The 16,337-nt window shown below is 63.0% G+C and carries 19 protein-coding genes and 1 tRNA gene; 6 read left to right on the top strand and 14 right to left on the bottom strand.

All coding sequences use genetic code 11. The annotated features are described in order from the left end of the window. Positions 1-23: 23 nt before the first annotated feature. Positions 24-191 (bottom strand): DUF4113 domain-containing protein, encoded by a 168-nt coding sequence (locus tag AC3AOF_RS29255; protein ID WP_488347236.1) that lies wholly within the window; start codon positions 189-191, stop codon positions 24-26. Positions 192-324: 133 nt separating this feature from the next. Then, a complete protein-coding gene (locus AC3AOF_RS29250; protein ID WP_488347235.1) occupies positions 325-1,773 on the bottom strand; it encodes an MFS transporter in 1,449 nt (482 codons plus the stop codon). A gap of 362 nt (positions 1,774-2,135) precedes the next feature. Here AC3AOF_RS29250 and AC3AOF_RS29245 point away from each other — a divergent pair, with 362 nt between their 5' ends. From AC3AOF_RS29245 to AC3AOF_RS29235, 3 genes are all read left to right on the top strand, one after another. Next, positions 2,136-2,858, top strand: coding sequence for a DMT family transporter (locus AC3AOF_RS29245; RefSeq protein ID WP_488347234.1), 723 nt, complete (start codon positions 2,136-2,138; stop codon positions 2,856-2,858). An 11-nt stretch (positions 2,859-2,869) separates the two neighbouring features. Beyond that, positions 2,870-3,049: a hypothetical protein gene (locus AC3AOF_RS29240; RefSeq protein ID WP_488347233.1), complete on the top strand. Its 180-nt coding sequence runs from the start codon at positions 2,870-2,872 to the stop codon at positions 3,047-3,049. A 158-nt stretch (positions 3,050-3,207) separates the two neighbouring features. Continuing rightward, positions 3,208-3,483: a hypothetical protein gene (locus AC3AOF_RS29235; RefSeq protein WP_488347232.1), complete on the top strand. Its 276-nt coding sequence runs from the start codon at positions 3,208-3,210 to the stop codon at positions 3,481-3,483. A 48-nt stretch (positions 3,484-3,531) separates the two neighbouring features. Here AC3AOF_RS29235 and AC3AOF_RS29230 read toward each other — a convergent pair whose 3' ends face one another. From AC3AOF_RS29230 to AC3AOF_RS29220, 3 genes are all read right to left on the bottom strand, one after another. Next, positions 3,532-4,176 (bottom strand): SOS response-associated peptidase, encoded by a 645-nt coding sequence (locus AC3AOF_RS29230; RefSeq protein ID WP_488347231.1) that lies wholly within the window; start codon positions 4,174-4,176, stop codon positions 3,532-3,534. 297 nt (positions 4,177-4,473) lie between these two features. Next, positions 4,474-5,247, bottom strand: coding sequence for a hypothetical protein (locus AC3AOF_RS29225; RefSeq protein WP_488347230.1), 774 nt, complete (start codon positions 5,245-5,247; stop codon positions 4,474-4,476). Positions 5,248-5,657: 410 nt separating this feature from the next. Next, on the bottom strand, positions 5,658-6,008 hold the full coding sequence (locus tag AC3AOF_RS29220; protein ID WP_488347229.1) for a DUF2958 domain-containing protein: 351 nt from the start codon (positions 6,006-6,008) through the stop codon (positions 5,658-5,660). A 154-nt stretch (positions 6,009-6,162) separates the two neighbouring features. On the opposite strand from AC3AOF_RS29220, the gene AC3AOF_RS29215 reads away from it, so the two are divergent. Further along, complete coding sequence (locus AC3AOF_RS29215) at positions 6,163-6,801, top strand: tyrosine-type recombinase/integrase (protein ID WP_488347228.1); 639 nt, start codon at positions 6,163-6,165, stop codon at positions 6,799-6,801. A 16-nt stretch (positions 6,802-6,817) separates the two neighbouring features. Here the strand turns inward: AC3AOF_RS29215 and AC3AOF_RS29210 are convergent, their stop codons facing one another. Further along, positions 6,818-7,651: a DUF4238 domain-containing protein gene (locus AC3AOF_RS29210; RefSeq protein ID WP_488349071.1), complete on the bottom strand. Its 834-nt coding sequence runs from the start codon at positions 7,649-7,651 to the stop codon at positions 6,818-6,820. A 314-nt stretch (positions 7,652-7,965) separates the two neighbouring features. On the opposite strand from AC3AOF_RS29210, the gene AC3AOF_RS29205 reads away from it, so the two are divergent. Together AC3AOF_RS29205 and AC3AOF_RS29200 are read left to right on the top strand one after the other, a co-directional pair. After that, a complete protein-coding gene (locus tag AC3AOF_RS29205; protein WP_488347227.1) occupies positions 7,966-9,099 on the top strand; it encodes a hypothetical protein in 1,134 nt (377 codons plus the stop codon). Continuing rightward, positions 9,099-9,512, top strand: coding sequence for a hypothetical protein (locus AC3AOF_RS29200; RefSeq protein WP_488347226.1), 414 nt, complete (start codon positions 9,099-9,101; stop codon positions 9,510-9,512). The genes AC3AOF_RS29205 and AC3AOF_RS29200 overlap by 1 nt, the downstream gene beginning before the upstream one ends. A 34-nt stretch (positions 9,513-9,546) precedes the next feature. On the opposite strand, the gene AC3AOF_RS29195 is transcribed toward AC3AOF_RS29200, so the two are convergent. The 8 genes from AC3AOF_RS29195 to sppA all read right to left on the bottom strand — a co-directional run bounded on the left by AC3AOF_RS29195 (position 9,547) and on the right by sppA (position 16,087). After that, positions 9,547-10,797, bottom strand: a complete 1,251-nt coding sequence (locus AC3AOF_RS29195; protein ID WP_488347225.1) for a tyrosine-type recombinase/integrase — start codon at positions 10,795-10,797, stop codon at positions 9,547-9,549. Between the two features lie 274 nt (positions 10,798-11,071). Next, a tRNA-Met gene (locus AC3AOF_RS29190) sits at positions 11,072-11,148 on the bottom strand. 124 nt (positions 11,149-11,272) lie between these two features. Continuing rightward, complete coding sequence (gene trpB, locus AC3AOF_RS29185; RefSeq protein ID WP_236987568.1) at positions 11,273-12,493, bottom strand: tryptophan synthase subunit beta; 1,221 nt, start codon at positions 12,491-12,493, stop codon at positions 11,273-11,275. Positions 12,494-12,545: 52 nt separating this feature from the next. Beyond that, complete coding sequence (locus tag AC3AOF_RS29180) at positions 12,546-13,274, bottom strand: phosphoribosylanthranilate isomerase (RefSeq protein ID WP_488347224.1); 729 nt, start codon at positions 13,272-13,274, stop codon at positions 12,546-12,548. A 48-nt stretch (positions 13,275-13,322) separates the two neighbouring features. Next, positions 13,323-14,261 (bottom strand): bifunctional Delta(1)-pyrroline-2-carboxylate/Delta(1)-piperideine-2-carboxylate reductase, encoded by a 939-nt coding sequence (lhpI, locus tag AC3AOF_RS29175; RefSeq protein WP_236987570.1) that lies wholly within the window; start codon positions 14,259-14,261, stop codon positions 13,323-13,325. Between the two features lies 1 nt (position 14,262). Then, the gene (locus AC3AOF_RS29170) at positions 14,263-14,616 is read right to left on the bottom strand and encodes a LapA family protein (RefSeq protein WP_236987571.1); all 354 of its coding nucleotides are present in this window, start codon (positions 14,614-14,616) and stop codon (positions 14,263-14,265) included. Positions 14,617-14,744: 128 nt separating this feature from the next. Further along, on the bottom strand, positions 14,745-15,071 hold the full coding sequence (gene ihfB / locus AC3AOF_RS29165; RefSeq protein ID WP_048433052.1) for an integration host factor subunit beta: 327 nt from the start codon (positions 15,069-15,071) through the stop codon (positions 14,745-14,747). 59 nt (positions 15,072-15,130) lie between these two features. Further along, positions 15,131-16,087 (bottom strand): signal peptide peptidase SppA, encoded by a 957-nt coding sequence (sppA, locus tag AC3AOF_RS29160; RefSeq protein ID WP_236987572.1) that lies wholly within the window; start codon positions 16,085-16,087, stop codon positions 15,131-15,133. Between the last annotated feature and the right edge of the window lie 250 nt (positions 16,088-16,337).

Raw genomic sequence — 16,337 nt, 5'->3', positions numbered from 1 at the left:
CGTTCCGTCGGAGCACGGCGCAATCACTGCACCGTCGCACTGGCCGTTGGCACCTCGTTCAGTCGCGTGGTGAAGCGCGGTGAGCGCATCTCGAACTTGGTGGACCAGATGCGCTTGTCCACCAAGCCCGCCCGCGCTGACACCACCGCTTCGCGCCCGAACCGGCTGTTGCAGGCGTCCATCGCCGCCATTAGCGCGCCGGACTTCTTCGGGTCGTGCGCGTCGAAATCGAGGGCACGGTGCGTCGCCCACCAGCATGATGTCTGTGGTGACTAACCCTCCCCTGCCGTCGCGCCAGGGCGACGGCCCTTACTCCTTCCGGGCCTACAGCCGCCGCACCGGCAGGGTCCAGGCCAGCACTGCATTGGCTATGGCGAAGAGCGCAATGGTCGAGAAGGCGGCTGAGAAGCCGCCTTGAATGTGTGTCACCGCCGAAGCGCGCGACGCTTCTGGCAAGCTCGCCAGAGCGGCAGGACCGTGTCGAACGGCGTCGGCGAAGACATCAGCAATCGCAGCGCTCCAGCCCAACGTGACGAACAGCACGGCCATCGCGATGGTGACGCCGATGGCCGAGCCGACCGAGCGCGACAGTTGCACGGACGCGGACGCAGCCCCCAGCATGGCGGGCGGAGCCTGGGACTGCATCGTGATCTGAGCCACCGGCATGGCCGAGCCCTGAAACACCGCCACGACCGCCAGCATCGCCGGAAGACCCCAGGGGCCGAGCACCGCCCCGACCGGCCCCATCCCGAACGCCACGAGCAGCAAGCCCAGCGCGGCTGCGGTCTGACCCACTGCGGGGAAGATGGCGACACGCCCCGTACGCGAGACCAGTCGCCCCGTGATGAGCGACCCTACCCCAACCGTCGCAGTCAGAGGCAGCATCATCAGCCCGATCTCTCCGGCCGAGGCCCCGTCCACCGCTCGCAGGTGGATCGGCAAGATGGTCGCTTCGCTCACCAGCAACGCACCGGAGCAGGCGGCCATGGCGTTCGCCCGCCACATGGCCGGGCGGCGCAGTAGGTCCAACGGGAACAGCGGTTGCGCCGCTCGCCGCTCCTGCCGCCCCAGCAGAACGAGGCAGATCAGAGACATCCCGATCCCGAGCAGCGTCGCAGCTTCGACACGCTGCAGTTGCTCCAGCGCCAGCAGGAGCGGCACCACCGATCCGGCAAAGAGGAAGAGACTCGGCCAGTCGAATTTCCCGCTCTCACCGCTGCCCTCGCGGCCGGGTAGCCGCACCAACAGCACCATCGCCAGCAGGCCGAGCGGCAGGTTCACCAGGAAGACCGAAGGCCATCCGAACGCCTGCGTCAGCGCCCCGCCTGCCACTGGCCCGAATGTCGAGGAGGCCACGATCACCGCGGCCATGAACCCTTGAGCCCGGCCCAGCTGATGCCGCGCGACGTTCTCGGCCAGCACCGCCTGGCTCAGCACCATCAAGCCGCCGCCACCGAAGCCCTGCAGAATGCGCGCGCCAACCAGCGTTAGGAGGCTATGGGCTAAGGCGCACAGCACGGACGCCGTGACGAACAGCGCCAGGGCCAGCAGCAGCATGCGTCGCCGCCCAAGAGCATCCCCCAGCCGGCCGTAGACGGGCGCCGCCACGGTGCTGGCCACCAAGTAGGATGCGACCACCCAGGTGACCCGCTCCACGTCGCCGAACTGGCTCGCCATCGCAGGCAGCGCCGCCGTGATGATGGTGCCGTCAACCACGGCTACGAATGTCGGGAGCAGGATGGGCGGAAACACCCGCCGGAGCGGCAAATTCATCGGTGCCATTCTCAGATCGGACCAGCTGCGACGGGGCTGGCGGTGGCGGTTGTGGGGAGCGGTACACGGATGTGAAAGGCGGAGATATGGCACCGCTGCTCGCCGCCGTTGCACCCACATCAAGGCCAGATCGTCCCCCGATGCCGTCCCTGATCATCACGGTGGAGTGGGTGGCTTCGGTCGGGTATGGCAACGAGCCGACTGCCAGGATGCATCCCGGGGGTAACCGGGTCGGTGTGATGCGGACCGATAGGTCGCACCACCAGGGCGGATCGGTGGCTGAACTCTGATCGTCCCCGCTGCTCCAAAAAGACGAAGGGTGGGAAACCGTGGCTGTGAGTGTGGGGCGTGCCGCTGCGCCCGTGGGGGCCATCGGCGGCATCGTGATGATGCTGCTAGGCGTGCTGTTCTTCGCGCTGAACGACACCATGGGCAAATGGCTGCTTGGCACCTACGCGGTGGGTCAGCTTATGCTCGTCCGCAGCATCTCGGGCCTGTGCGTGATGGCGCCCGCCATCCACCGGGTCGGGCTCAGTGGGTTCCGCAATGCACCGCGCCCAGGATTGCAGCTGGTACGAGCAGGCTTCTCGACGCTCGAAGCCTCGCTCTTCTTCTGGGGCGTTAGCACGCTGCCCCTGGCCGAGGTCGTGACCTACTACATGGCTGGTCCGATCTATGTGACTGCCCTCTCACCCTTGCTGCTGGGCGAACACGTGGGCTGGCGTCGCTGGGCAGCCATCGGGGTGGGCTTCTGCGGGGTCGCGCTCGCTCTGCACCCGTCACCGGATTCGCTGTCCGTGGGAGCGGTGTGCGCCCTCGCCGGCAGCTTCTTCTACGCGCTGTTCCTCATCACCACGCGCAAGCTCGCGGCCGTGCCCGGCACCGTCCTGATGACGGGTCAGCTCGTGTCTTCCCTGATTTTCGGGGCGGCTCTGGTGCTGGCCTATGGGTGGACCTCCACCGGACCCAAGGACTTCGCACTGATGCTGCTGCTGGGCGTAGGATCGCTGCTGGGCAATTTATGCGTGAACCAGTCGCTCCGGCTGGCGCCTGCGACGACGGTCGTGCCCTACCAGTACACGTGATCCTATGGGGAATGCTGTTCGGCTACCTCTTCTTCGGTGAGATGATCGGCCCGCTCACATTGGCTGGCGCTGGCATCATCGTTGCCAGCGGCCTATTCATCTTCTTGCGGGAGCAGCAATTGGGGCGGAGATCGAAGGCCCGTGGCGTGCCATCTGAGCCAGTCATTGCAAAGCTGCACGATCTTGACTGAGCAGGAGCAGCCAACTGCCTCTGGACGCATGAACAGCCAGGTGCCGGCCGTCGGCCGCCCGCTATGAGTGGCGGTGCAGCACGCCTGTGTGGATCTATCCCTTTGAGAAAGAGAAGATCGCCCTAAATAGAATTGAGATGGGGCACCGAGGATGCATCATGATCGCGCAACCTGCCCTCACTGACCCCCTTCCGCTCATAGCCGCACTGGCGGAAGAGCTTGCCTTCGCCATGACCGAAGATCTTATGGTGGAGCAGTACCGGAAGCCGAGCGCTGCCCTTGATCGGCTGGCGGCGGCGAAAACCTATCTCGAACGGCAACAGCACCCTGTGGGTCCACATGCGCAGGAAGCCGTAGAGATCGCCACCGCGCAGGGTGGCTTGCCTGCACCTACGACCGCGGAAGCCGGGAGCACCGGCTCGACCTCGAGATGAGGGAGAAGGCTGGTGAGTAGCCGCCGCCAGCATTCTCGAAGCCTCTCCTTACCCTCCATCCTTCCGCTCTCCCCGAGCGACTTCGGCCATCGTTTGATCCGGCAGGGGTCGTTGCAGCTGAAGCGCCTCGTCGACGGGCGCTTCGAGCCACGTGCGCCACTCCTCGGGGGTCGTAAGCAGGACCGGCATCGCCTTGGGGTGAACCGGACTGACTACCCCGTTTGCCTCTGTCGTCAGGAATGAGAACAGCCGGTGCTCCTCGGGCACGGGCTCATCGCGCTTCGGACCACGTGCGCCGGTCCAGGGGCGCCAGATCCCGGCGAAGGCGAAGAGCGGCCGGCTCTCGTCAAGGGCGAACCACACCGGGGTTTTACGGGGCTTGGTGTCCGCGTACTCGCTGAACGAGGTAGCCGGCACGAGGCAGCGGTGCGCTGGCTTGAGCCAGGGCCTCCAGTAGGGCGAGGCGACGTTGCGCACGTTGGTGACCGGCTGCGTGCCGAGCTTCGGGGGCGGTGGGAAGCCCCAGCGCATCATCGTCAGCACCCGCTCATCGTCCGCGGTGTGGACCACGGGAGCCAGCTGGTCCGGAAAGATGCCGGGCAGCGATGGCAGGTTGCCGGCCTCGTCGCGGTCAATGGCGAAGGTGCGCCGGATCTCGTCCTGAGAGCGGGAACTGCTGTAGAGGTTGCACATGATCGGGATCGTAGCCGATCGAGCCCTGCCAGTCCTGGATGCTGTGAGGGCGGCGCTTTTGCATCAAGGCGCTCCTTGAACAATGCCCACCGAAGGACCGCATGGGGTGGTGAGCCGTCTCATTGGGATGAGGCCCGAAAGCCGACGTTCGGCTGTGCGCCAATTTCGTAAAAAACTCGGAGGCTTAGTTCCAAGGGTTATCCAAGGTGGTGCCCCGAAAAATTTTCGCCTCTCACGAGACACTGAGTCGTCGAGCGGCTGGCAAGGAAACTGGCATTGCGCGTTGCTCTGAAGGATCTACTGGGCAATTTTATCCTGCTCGCGGTAGATTTTTTTTAAAATTGGGCTTGCCGCGATGGTTTTTTCTAAAGGATATACCGGCGGAGCCACGAAAATCGCAGACGTGTTATTGAACTGGATTATCCCGCGGCCATCCTTTGATATCGACAAAGTTGGTCCAAGATAAAAATCTTTTTTCTCGGACTTTTTACAGGACGAATTGTATAGATACGGCTCCTTAGGAACATGCGGTTGGAGAAAATCAGTCGATTTCATATAATTCCATTGACATATATTCGGTTGAGCAAAATTGTCATAGGCAATTATTGATCCAACCTCAACTAAATTATATTTAATTAGACGCGCAGGAATTAGATTGGCCCGATCCCCCCCTTCAATTTCACTTATCGGGTATATCGCGTAACCGAGTTTCCTGTTTACCTCTCGCGCTGTACCAAGTCTCACAATAACTGGCGATTTCTGGTTGAAAAGAACATATATTTTCTGAGGTAGACCTTTATACGGGATTTTTTGTCCACAATCTGAATTCGTCATAACGAGATTAGATGGCAGCAAAACAGCTACGCAGCGAAGATAAGAAGCCGACTCATATTGCACGATAGTCCGACCAACAAAATAATGTTCGTCTTTGGGCGCAAGATTTCTTTCGTAAAGACTCTCGATGATACATTTTATCCCATCTCCTTCGCACCACTTTGCTTCGGAGGCGCGAGGCAGAGCGAGTGCTGCTGCCATTATGCTCCCTGACAAGAGAACTGCAGGCTTTGACATGCGTCTCTCCATCACTTTCAGCAAGTGCGTGCATTTTATACTGCGCTCCCGCGGCCCTAGCAAACTACGGATGCCGTACTTCTTAAGCCGTAAGTCGGGGAAGTCATTTGCCGGTTAAGCGAGGCGGCGGGACTTCACAGACAGGTCGAGCATGCTAGGAATTGGGACTGATCGGACCGGTGGCGTTCGCTTCTATCGGCGCCGGCCGCAAAGCGGTCTTTCCGCCCTCGGCTAGACCCGGCCGCTCAGGGTCAATCAGACCGCCGGTAAGCGGACCTTCCGAACGCCCGAGACGGGTCGTGAGCGGCGGTCCGGCGTTTACGGATCCAATTTCGGCTCCTGGCGCACTGCGAAGGTTCGGTGGTAGTCCACCGGGCAGCCACCTTCCACGTTAATCGACACCTCAACGCTCAAGCTGAGCGGGGCTGATCCACGTCGACAATCCGCCCGGCTTCGCGCGCCGCACGTGCATAGGTGGAGATCGGATAAGCAGGCCGGAACGAGGTATCTCGCTCCAAGCCGATTGCGAGACCCGCACTTACCTCTTCAATCTCGGCCAGGCTTACATAGCCGAGTTCGGGCTCGCCAAAGCCGAGGTCGCACAACCCAAAGAGGGTGTCCCCGTCGGCCTCCATCGCGCAGATCAGCCACGTGGCTGGCCCCGTAGGATTGAACAGCTTGAGCACCGGGTGATGGTCACGGTCGCGATTTCGGCCATTGGCCAGCAGCTGTTCGCGGGTGGCGGCATCGATCAGGCGCATGGGGGCTCCTCGCTTGTGGGGCGAGGAAGCCGTGCAGCCTTTGGCGAGGGAGCGCGAGCTTGGAGGGCGGGTCAGCGGCTTAGCCACAAACATCATAAAACAAACATTCTGTGATTTTTCCGGCTAAGCTGTTGATCCCGTTGAGCACAGCTATGTGCTCGCCCTCATGCGCGCCTGGAAATATCATACTTTGCAGCGAAACAGCTTGAAGTATGAGGTTTCGGTGAAGCAAGCGCGGGTGCCCACCGAGGCAGAGTTCAAGCGCCTTACAGCCGTAGTGAGCCAGGGGCGCTACGGCCCGCGCAACCGGATGGCCCTCATGCTGAGCTATCTTGCGGGGCTTCGGGTAGGCAAGATCGCCTCCCTCCGTTGGGGCGACCTTCTCGATGGGGAGGGAAAGGTACGCGAGCAGCTGCGGCTCAGCGCGGCAGTGACGAAGGGCGGGCACGCGCGCGTGGTGTTCCTCAATGCCCGGCTGCGACGCGAGATTGAGCAGTACCGATCCTCCCTGCCCTCCTCCCCTCCCCACGAGCAGCCGGTGCTCGTCACGCAGAAGCGAGCGGCGTTCAACGGGAACACCCTGTGTCAGCTAATGGGCGGGTGGTACGATCAGGCGGGCTTAGATGGCGGATCCAGCCATAGCGGTCGCCGGTGGTTCATCACCCGCCTCGCACACGCGGGTATCTCGCCTAAAGCCATCATGATGCTGGCGGGCCACCGGCATCTCTCGACTACCCAGCGCTATATCGACGTGAATGACGAGATGATGCGTGCTGCAGTCGATTTGTTATAATCGCGCTTCGTATTTGCTATTTTAAGACGCGACTGTACCGACGACTATACGAGGCAACCAGCTCTCGGGAAGCGGATGCAATAACTTTACTTTTTCTTGAGATTGAGCTATTTATTATACGCACAGCGGGGCTGCCGACCTCGAGTACTTGATCGTTCCTACGATCGCCATATGAACAGATAGCTACATGTGGCGACACCGGCAGCCACATTTCAGCAGTAGGATCTATCAATCCGTCTCTAAAAGTTAATCTTCCAAGAAGCCTCATAATTGGATTGCTTCCTAAAATGAAGCTAGATTTCTTATCTCTTATAACTCCAATTGTTATACCTCGATTTAGCACAGCCGGTGAGGACAAAGCTAAAGGCTGCGGCGCAAGTTCCGCCATTAGATTACGTCTTATTCGATGCGCCAAGCGCCCACTCTGCAACTCAGCTCGCTCCACGTCCGTGGCAGGTCCAAACCTTTCTTCCCACTCTTCAAAAAACCGCCTTATGTCGTCGTTAGTGCCGTGCTGAGAAATAGCTGCGTCAAAGTGATCAGGTGATCGTCTCATTTGCGATATGAAAAGATCTGCCAGCGCCTGACGATCCAAATTCGCAAAATTGATATCCAATTTCGAATTGACGCTCGAAATGATAAGCTCTAGTACTGGGCCAGCTCTGCTCTCGATTGCCGAAAGCAGAGCTTCCGATGATCGATCTCTTACATTGCCTGATCTCACTACCGTATAAAGCTCCCACTCGCTAAATAGTCGCGCAATCGGCTTTCTCTCTATGCCATAATCCCAGTGCCTCTTATCAAACGACCATAGATGAAGATCAGGACCGGAGAAGCGCCTTAGTATCATTTCAGGCACGTAATGATGTCTTTTAGCCTTGGCTTGACGCTCGCGCCCCGAGCCTTGAACCTTTTCTACTGGCATAAGGGTCCACCAACTTTATTTTGAGATCATTTATTGTGGGGCAAGCCCTACAGAGCAATATCATGCTGTATTTGATATTTCAATAACTGGCCCACCCTTACTCTCAGACCTTAGGTCTCGACTGGCATATTGCGGCGCACATATGACAACGGAGCATCAGCAGGTTCTATAATCTGCCGCATCGCCTGAAGGTTGTCAGACCCGCAAATGCGCGTTAAGCCGAGCTGTGGGTAGGGATCATGTCGGAAGCTGGAAAAACCTTTAGGTTACGGTATGTCGGCGCGCGCTTCGAAGGCACGCGCTTGTCAGTTGACGTCTTATTAGATCTACCCGCTTTCAAGGATCTTTTGATTGCGTACGCCAAAGAGGAATGGCGCAGAGCTAATTCTGGCCGTGAACGAGTTCCAAAAGGGTTTGACAAAAGTATTTCGCTGGATCTAGTCGCGCTTGAGGATGGTAGCGCTGTCCCCGTACTGCATTGGGACAGGAGCTCAGCCCAGGCAACCCTTCCGGGATTTAGGGACGAACTCGAATATATCGTCGATGCTTCATTTGACGATATTGTTAAATTGATCGATAATGCAAGTCGTGATGAATTCCCGAGATCGCTTTCAGCCGAGCACATTAGAGCGTTAAATAAATTTGGCTCAGGGCTGCGCGATGGTGAGCGCATAGAGTTTTTAAATACGCAAGATAATTCTGGAAATGTTGTATATCTTGACAACTTTCGCCGTAAGAAACTCATTACTCGCGTCAGAGAAACATACCAATCTAGGATCGAGGGATCTGGCATTCTCCAGGGCGCTGTCGTAAATGACGCCATTGGAGGATATATTGTCATTGATACTAGAGAATTTGGCAAAATAGATCTTTCCCTCGAAGCAAGTCGTGTCATTGAGGATTTTGATGGTAATATTAATGCAGATGTTCAGTTTGATCTGTTATTTGAACTTGATAATAATGATAAATTCAGAAGCGTTGTTGAAATATATAAAATCGGACTGGTTGACGATCAGATTGGATCCAATCTTTTGCGATGTCGGGATCGTTTAACAGAAATTCGACGTTTGAAGGCTGGTTGGTACGAGGGAGCTGGGGAAGTAATTGACACAGATGCCGCCAATGCTGCTGAAGATTTTCTATCAAAGAAATTTGATCTAAGCGCCGTATATAAGATATATCCTATGCAGGACGGCCGCATACTATTTGAATTTGAAGTCGGAGGATGGGATTATTCGATCGAGTTTGGACCGGGACAATCTATAGAAATGTATGGAGTGGAAATTGACGGCGACGGGGAAATGGAGCCTTTGAATTTTCAAAACCTCAATGACGAGTTTCTGAGAGAGTTTCATAATCGCACGGGGCGCTGATGAGCAACAAGCTTTCGGATCAATCCGAGATCATGTTTCGGCAAATTCATCCGAATTTTTTGGAAAATGGCGAGCCAGCGAGTGACCGCTTTAGACCGTCCGAACGTGATGCAAACATGTTGTCGGTCGATCGATCCGCCATTGTGACCGCCGAACAGTCGTTTGCTAACTATATGGCAAGCGGGCTTTCTTCGGCTGCTGTTTTTGGCTTAAGTGTTGCTGAGTTTGGCGTCGAGTGCATCAGCTGTATTGAAGATCCAATCGCGGGCGACGCAACTACGCCTGCCAATCCCGCACACGCATTGGCTGATTACAGCCCACACATCCCAAAGAGCCATAAGCTCATAGCGAAACGGCTGAAGCGGGCTGCGGTCGCGCGCGGTCGTCTCCATCCTCCCCTGAGCCGAGACTAGTTTGACACTCTCTGTCTAAAATAAACGTAAGTCGCTATGCTCGCTTCCACTCTGGCCTAAGACGGTCCGCTACTCGCTCCAACCGCACCTGGCCGTAATGTTTATCGATCATTGCCAAGGACGTGCGGCAGTTGCGAGCCACGTCGAGTACCTCGGAGCCGTTGGCCAGCTGCTCGCTGATGTAGAAGTGCCGGAGCGAGTACGGCGTGCGCTTGATGCCGCGGTGGTCTCGCTCCAATCCGGCTGCCTTCAGCAGTTCGGTGAAGCCATTGGCCACCGACGTGATGCGCTTGCCCGTTTCGCTCGCGAACACCGGATCGGCATCCACGGGTTCTCGACCCATGCTGCGCTCGAACAGCATCCATAGGGTGTCGAACCACGGGATCGCCGCTTTCTGCGGGATCGCCTTGCCGCTCTTGCCCTTGCCACGCACCTGCAACCGGATGTCGCGCTGATCCACGGACTTGCCCCGCCCCGCCCGGTAGCCGAGCACATCGCCCCACGTGAGATTGTACATCTCCGTGGGCCGCAGCCCGGAGAACGCACCGATCATCACGTAGGCGTGCAGCAGAGTGCGATCCCGCCGCGTATGGTCGTCCAGCCGCTTGATGCGCCAGCGACGCTTGTCGCTGGCCTCCACGAGCGCACCCGTACCATCCATGATGGGGTCTACCAGCCGGCTGAGGCTCACCTCCTGCAAACGAGCGAATTCGTGCGGCTCGAAGCTGGGTCGCCGGTTGTCTGGCGTGCGCCGGGCCTTAATGGTGACCTCGGGCGGCGTCTTCAGGTAGCCCTGCCGCGAGGCCCAGCGTAGCAGCTGCCGCAGCACCACCAGCTCGCCCCTCTGGCGGCTCAGAGAGGGCGCAGAGCGGCGTACGGGCCGACGCAGGCGGTGGCCTCCCCTCTCGTACTCGATGTGCGTGACAAGCTTGCCAGGACCCTCGGTCCAGTAGGTGCGCCGCCACTCCGCATAGCGCTCCAGGTCGGCCTCACTGACGGCATCCACGGGCTTCTGGCCGAAGTACCCCACGAAGTACCGCCGGATCACCGCAGGCTCGCTCTTGCCCTGGTCGGCCCGGCGTTCGCCCCGCTCCACCTCGCGCAGGATCTGCGCGATGTACTCCTCCGCCACGCTCTCGAAGGCGTGGGCACGAGCGGTGAGCCCTTGTTGCGCCCGATACGTCGCTTCGTACCAGATGGCCTCTGCCCGACGCTGCGCCTCGCGGAGATCATCGGTGTCGAGAGACCGTTTGAGCTGCCCCTGCCCGCGGATGCTGAAGCGCATCTGCCACTTGGAGCTACCGGAGCGCTGGAACAGCTGGAAGCGCTCGTCGGGGACGTTGCCAGGGGGTCTCAAGGGGCGGCCCTGTCTGGTTACTGCGGTGCAGATGACTGCGCTAGGAGTGCGCTAGAGTGCTTTCTGACCCCCCAGCAAACCGTTACGGGCGCAGGGCAATTTTTTGGGCTGCGCTAGCACTGCGCTAGGAAATATTGCCGTTCTGGCGCAAGGGCAAGGCAATGAAAAACCCCGTTAACTGCTTAGCGGGGTTGAAAAACTTTGGTAGCGGAGGAGGGATTTGAACCCCCGACACAAGGATTATGATTCCTCTGCTCTGACCAACTGAGCTACTCCGCCGCGCGGTGGCCGGTGCGTGTCCGGCTCTGCGGTGGCGCGGATATAGGGGGAGGCGGGCGGGCCTGTCAAGGAACCGTCGCAGGCCTTTTTGCGCCGCGCCATTCGGGGCGCGGCGCGGCCGGGCTCAGAGGGCGTCGCCCAGGATCTCGGCGACCTGGGGGATGTCCTTGTCGCCGCGGCCGGAGAGGTTGACGACCATCAGGTGGTCGCGCGGCAGGCTGGGGGCGAGCTCCTTGACCTTGGCGAGCGCGTGGGCGGGCTCGAGGGCCGGGATGATGCCCTCCATCAGCGAGCAGAGCCGGAACGCCTCCAGGGTCTCCGTATCGGTCGCCGACAGGTAGGTGACGCGGCCCATCTCGTGCAGCCAGGCGTGCTCGGGACCGATGCCCGGATAGTCGAGGCCCGCCGAGATCGAGTGGGCGTCGGCGATCTGGCCGTCGCCGTCCATCAGCAGGTAGGTGCGGTTGCCGTGCAGCACCCCCGGCTTGCCGCCGGTGAGGGAGGCCGCGTGCAGGCCGCTCGATACGCCGTGCCCGGCCGCCTCGACGCCGTAGATCGCGACCTCGCGGTCGTCGAGGAAGGGATGGAACAGCCCCATGGCGTTCGAGCCGCCGCCGATGCAGGCGACGAGGGAGTCCGGCAGGCGGCCTTCCATCTCCAGCATCTGCGCCTTGGTCTCGATGCCGATGATCGACTGGAAGTCGCGCACCATCGCCGGGTAGGGATGCGGGCCCGCCACCGTGCCGATGCAGTAGAAGGTGTCGGCGACGTTGGTGACCCAGTCGCGCAGGGCCTCGTTCATCGCGTCCTTGAGGGTGCGGGTGCCGGATTCGACCGGCACCACCTCGGCGCCGAGCATCTTCATCCGGAAGACGTTCGGCTTCTGCCGCTCGACGTCGACGGCGCCCATGTAGACGACGCATTTGAGGCCGAACCGGGCGCAGAGCGTCGCGGTGGCGACGCCGTGCTGGCCCGCTCCCGTCTCGGCGATGATCCGCGGCTTGCCCATGCGCCGGGCGAGCAGGATCTGGCCCAGCACGTTGTTCACCTTGTGCGAGCCGGTGTGGTTCAGCTCCTCGCGCTTGAAGTAGATCTTCGCGCCGCCGAGGTGCTCGGACAGCCGCTCGGCATGGTAGAGCGGGCTCGGCCGGCCGACATAATGCGTGAGGTAGGAGGTCATCTCGGCCTGGAAGGCCGGATCGGCCTTGGCCGCCGCATAGGCCTCCTCCAGGGCGAGGATGTTCGGCATCAGGGTCTCGGCCACGAAGCGGCCGCCGAAGATGCCGAAGCGGCCGCGCTCGTCGGGGCCGGTGCGGAACGAGTTCGGATTCTGGGGAGCGGTCACGGCGGGAGCTCTGCCTCTGGAAGGATTCGCGAAAGAACTGTGTCGGCGGGGCTTACGCCCTTCGCGCCGCAGGGGCAATTTCCGGTGCGGTCGCACCCCCGACGGCACGCGCGGCGGCTTTCGCGGTGCCTGCGGCAGCCTTGGCTGCCGCCACGAAGGCGGCGATGCGGTCCGGATCCTTGTGGCCGGGGCGCGATTCGACACCCGACGAGACGTCGACCGCCTGGGCGGCGGTCACCGCGAGAGCCCCGGCGACGGTCTCGGGGGTGAGGCCGCCGGAGAGCATGAACGGCTGGTCGCGGCCGGCCCCGGCCAGCAGCGACCAGTCGAAGGCGTGGCCGTTGCCGCCGGGCAGGATCGCGTCAGGCGCGGGCTTGGCGTCGAAGAGCAGCCGGTCGGCGATCGCCGCGTAGCGGGCGGCGCGGGCAAGATCCTCGGCGGTGGCGATGCCGAGGGCCTTCATCACCGGGCGGCCGGTGCGGGCCTTCACCTGGGCGACCCGCTCCGGGCTCTCGGCGCCGTGGAGCTGCAGCCAGTCCGGATCGAGGGCCGCGATCACCGCCTCGATCAGGGCGTCGTCGGGATCGACCAGCAGCGCGACGCGCAAGGCCCGCCCCCGCGCCTGCCGCGACAGGGCGGCGCCGAGGGTGAGATCGACGTGGCGCGGGCTCTTTTGGAAATGGACGAGGCCGATCTGGTCGGCGCCGGCGGCGAGCGACGCGTCCAGGGTCTCAGGGGTGCTGAGGCCGCAGATCTTGACGAGGATGGGAGCGGTCGACATCCGCTCCCTATACGCCGATCCGCTTCCGCCCGCACGTGAAACGGGCGTTCAGGACGGCCGCGTCAGGCTCTCCCACACGCATGCGGCGGCGGCGAGGTCCTCGATCGCGGCGCCGACCGACTTGAACACCGTGATGGCCTCGGGGCTTTGCCGCCCCGGCGCCTCGCCGCGGCACAGGGCCGCGAGGTCGCCCGTCACGGCATCCGGCGCGAGCGCGCCGGACTGGATCGCCACCGCCACGTCGCCGCCCTTCTTCAAGGCGTCTTGCGTGTCGACGTAGACCGGCCCGCGCAGGAGGGCCGCGTCGTCGGCCTCGCGCATCGCCGGCGTGAAGGCGCCGACGAGGTCGAGATGGGTGCCGGGCCGCAGCCAGGCGCCGCGCACCAGCGGCTCGGTCGAGAGGGTGGCGCAGGACACCAGATCCGCCTGCCCCACCGCCGCCGCGAGGTCGGTGACCGGATAGGCCGGGATGCCCTCGGCGGCCAGGATCGCGGCGAGGCGCTGGGCGCCTTCCGGCCGGCGGTTCCAGATCGCGACATCGCGGATTGGCCGGATGGCGGCATGCGCCCGCACGAGCGCGGGGGCGAGCGCACCGGCCCCCACCATCACCATCCGGGCGGCGTCGGGCCGCGCGAGGTGGCGGGCGGCGAGCGCCGAGGCGGCGGCGGTGCGCCAGAGCGTCAGGCGGGCGCCGTCGAGGAGGGCAAGCGGCCGGCCGTCGCGTCCGTCGCAGAGCAGGACCCCGCCCTGGATCGTGTCGAGCCCCCGGGCCGGGTTGCCCGGGAACAGGGTCAGGATCTTGACCCCGACATAATCGGCCGTCCAGGCCGGCATCAGCAGCAGCGAGGCCCCGTCGGGCGCGGTCTCGATCGCGTGGTGGTGGCGCGTCGGCGCCGTCGCGCCGGCCCGGAAGGCGACGCTGAGGGCGTCGATCATCCGCAGCGGGGTCAGCGCCGCGTCGATCTCGGCCTCGCCGATCAGCCGCATCTCAGGCGCGGCTGATCGGGGCCGGCAGGGCGGTACGGCCGACCGTGGCGCTGCTCGGAGAGGCCTGGCGCAGGCGCTCGGCCTCGTGGCGCAGGCGGGCGAGCTCGCGGCCCTTGGCGCGGCGGTCGCGGCGGGTATCGCCCTGGCCGAGCCAGGAGCCGACGCCGCCGACCACGATGCCCAGGGCGACCGCGGCGAAGATCAGCGCGTAGAGCGGCATCGGCAGGCTGAAGGCCGGCGTGCCGTCGGTGAACGGATCGAAGGACAGCATCACCGGCTGGCGGTTGGCCACCGCCAGCAGCACGACCACGATCGCAATGGGCAGCAGGATCAGGCCTTTGAGGAAGCGGATCATCGGGAAACCCGGTCTTTCGTCGGTGATGCGGGAAGGGAGCGGGACCGCCGGACGGAGCCCCGGAGAAGAAAGTGTAACGCGCGGCAGCCGGGAGGCCAGTGCCGACCTCGCACGGGGCCGACCTTGCGTCAGCTCGCGGCGGCCTCGGCCCGGCTCGGCTCGTCGGCGCCGATCCCGGCGGCGTTCAGGCGCAGGCGCATCTCCTTGCCGGTCTTGAAGACCGGGATCGCCTTCTCGGCCACCGCCACGGCGGCACCCGTGCGCGGGTTGCGGCCGCGCCGCGCCTCCCGGCGCTTGACCGAAAAGGCGCCGAAGCCGCGCAGCTCGACCCGGTCGCCCCGGGCGAGCGCGTCCGCGATCGTGTCCAGGATGGCGTTGACGATGTTCTCGACGTCGCGCTGATACAGGTGCGGGTTCTGCTCGGCGATCTTGAGCACCAGCTCGGACTTGATCATGGGCGGTATGGTCTCGAGAAAGGCGGGGCCGGCGGGACGATGGCGCGGGAGGGGTCTTTTTAAGGGCGCCAGACCGCGAGCAGGCCGCCCTGCGTCAGGCTGGCCGTCTCGTCGCCGGCCTGCCGCAGCCGGGCGGCGAGGTCGTCGTAGCCGAGAAGGCCCGCGCCGGCGGCCGCGGCCGAGAACAGGCCGAAGCGGCTGTCGGAGCGCGGCTTCCAGTCCCGCACCGGCAGGTTCTTCGCCACGCCCTTCTCGCGCTCGAGCCAGGCGACGGCCTGGCGCTCGCTGCCGGTCTCGTCGATCAACCCGAGGGGCACGCTCTGGCGGCCGCTGAACACGCGCCCGTCGGCCACCACCTTGATCTGGTCGGGATTCATCTTGCGGCGCTCGGCCACCAAGTCCTTGAACCAGCCATAGGTGTCGCCGACGATCGCCTGGAGCGCCGCGCGGGCCTCTGGCGGGGTCGGGTGGAAGCCGCTCGGCTCGGCCTTGAGCGGCGAGGACTTCACCTCGTCGACCTTGACCCCGACCTTGTCGAGGAGGCCCGACACCTCCGGGTACTGGAACAGCACGCCGATCGAGCCGACGAGGCTGGTCTCGCGGGCGACGATGTGGTCGGCGGCGATCGCCGTGATGTAGGCGCCCGACGCCGCGGTGCCGTCGACGAAGGCGACGATCGGCTTCTTCTCGGCCAGCGCGCGAAGATTGCGAAAGAGTTCTTCCGAGCCGGTGGTGGTACCGCCCGGCGAGTTGATCGAGACGACGACACCCGAGACCGCGCTCGAATCACCGACGCGCTTCATCAGCTCGCGGGTCTTCTCGCTGCCGGCGATGAAGCCGTCGATGCTGATGCGGGCGATCTGCGGCGTGACGGCGGAGAGCCCCCTGCCCCCGGCCGCCCGCCAGCCGACGGCGCCGGCGGCGACGATCAGTGCCCCGACCCCGATCGCCCGCCACACCGACAGCTTCCGGCGTAAGGACCGCCGGTCGAGGAGAAGTTCGGCATCGATGGCCATGCGGCGCCCGTATCCTGGTCTGACCCTGGAAGGCCGCCCCGCCCGCAGGGTGTTCCCTGCAAGTCATTGGCGTGCCTCGCTCCCGGGCTGTTCTACCCCCGGCCGTCGCGCAGCGGCAAGACCGGTTTTGCGGGCATGCCCCTCCCCGATCGCGGTAAGCCGGACATGCGGACGCCCGCGCAGGGGGTGTCCCCGCGCGGGCGTCCGGTCTCGTTCGGGGTGTCCGGGCCTCGCGGCCCGGACGGATCCC

The organism is Methylobacterium sp. 142-1Y, from assembly GCF_057747795.1.
Note: the sequence above shows the minus strand (reverse complement) of the source record. Positions and strands in the feature narration are given on the sequence as shown.

Coding starts and splice junctions, on each gene's coding strand:
- ihfB (WP_048433052.1), bottom strand. CDS start 15,071: ATGATCAAGTCCGAGCTGGTGCTCAAGATCGCCGAGCAGAACCCGCAC.
- AC3AOF_RS29225 (WP_488347230.1), bottom strand. CDS start 5,247: ATGTCAAAGCCTGCAGTTCTCTTGTCAGGGAGCATAATGGCAGCAGCA.
- AC3AOF_RS29200 (WP_488347226.1), top strand. CDS start 9,099: ATGAGCAACAAGCTTTCGGATCAATCCGAGATCATGTTTCGGCAAATT.
- lhpI (WP_236987570.1), bottom strand. CDS start 14,261: ATGCGGCTGATCGGCGAGGCCGAGATCGACGCGGCGCTGACCCCGCTG.
- AC3AOF_RS29170 (WP_236987571.1), bottom strand. CDS start 14,616: ATGATCCGCTTCCTCAAAGGCCTGATCCTGCTGCCCATTGCGATCGTG.
- AC3AOF_RS29250 (WP_488347235.1), bottom strand. CDS start 1,773: ATGAATTTGCCGCTCCGGCGGGTGTTTCCGCCCATCCTGCTCCCGACA.
- sppA (WP_236987572.1), bottom strand. CDS start 16,087: ATGGCCATCGATGCCGAACTTCTCCTCGACCGGCGGTCCTTACGCCGG.
- AC3AOF_RS29205 (WP_488347227.1), top strand. CDS start 7,966: ATGTCGGAAGCTGGAAAAACCTTTAGGTTACGGTATGTCGGCGCGCGC.
- AC3AOF_RS29230 (WP_488347231.1), bottom strand. CDS start 4,176: ATGTGCAACCTCTACAGCAGTTCCCGCTCTCAGGACGAGATCCGGCGC.
- AC3AOF_RS29195 (WP_488347225.1), bottom strand. CDS start 10,797: ATGCGCTTCAGCATCCGCGGGCAGGGGCAGCTCAAACGGTCTCTCGAC.
- AC3AOF_RS29220 (WP_488347229.1), bottom strand. CDS start 6,008: ATGCGCCTGATCGATGCCGCCACCCGCGAACAGCTGCTGGCCAATGGC.
- AC3AOF_RS29240 (WP_488347233.1), top strand. CDS start 2,870: ATGCTGTTCGGCTACCTCTTCTTCGGTGAGATGATCGGCCCGCTCACA.
- AC3AOF_RS29180 (WP_488347224.1), bottom strand. CDS start 13,274: ATGTCGACCGCTCCCATCCTCGTCAAGATCTGCGGCCTCAGCACCCCT.
- AC3AOF_RS29210 (WP_488349071.1), bottom strand. CDS start 7,651: ATGATACTAAGGCGCTTCTCCGGTCCTGATCTTCATCTATGGTCGTTT.
- AC3AOF_RS29255 (WP_488347236.1), bottom strand. CDS start 191: ATGGCGGCGATGGACGCCTGCAACAGCCGGTTCGGGCGCGAAGCGGTG.
- AC3AOF_RS29235 (WP_488347232.1), top strand. CDS start 3,208: ATGATCGCGCAACCTGCCCTCACTGACCCCCTTCCGCTCATAGCCGCA.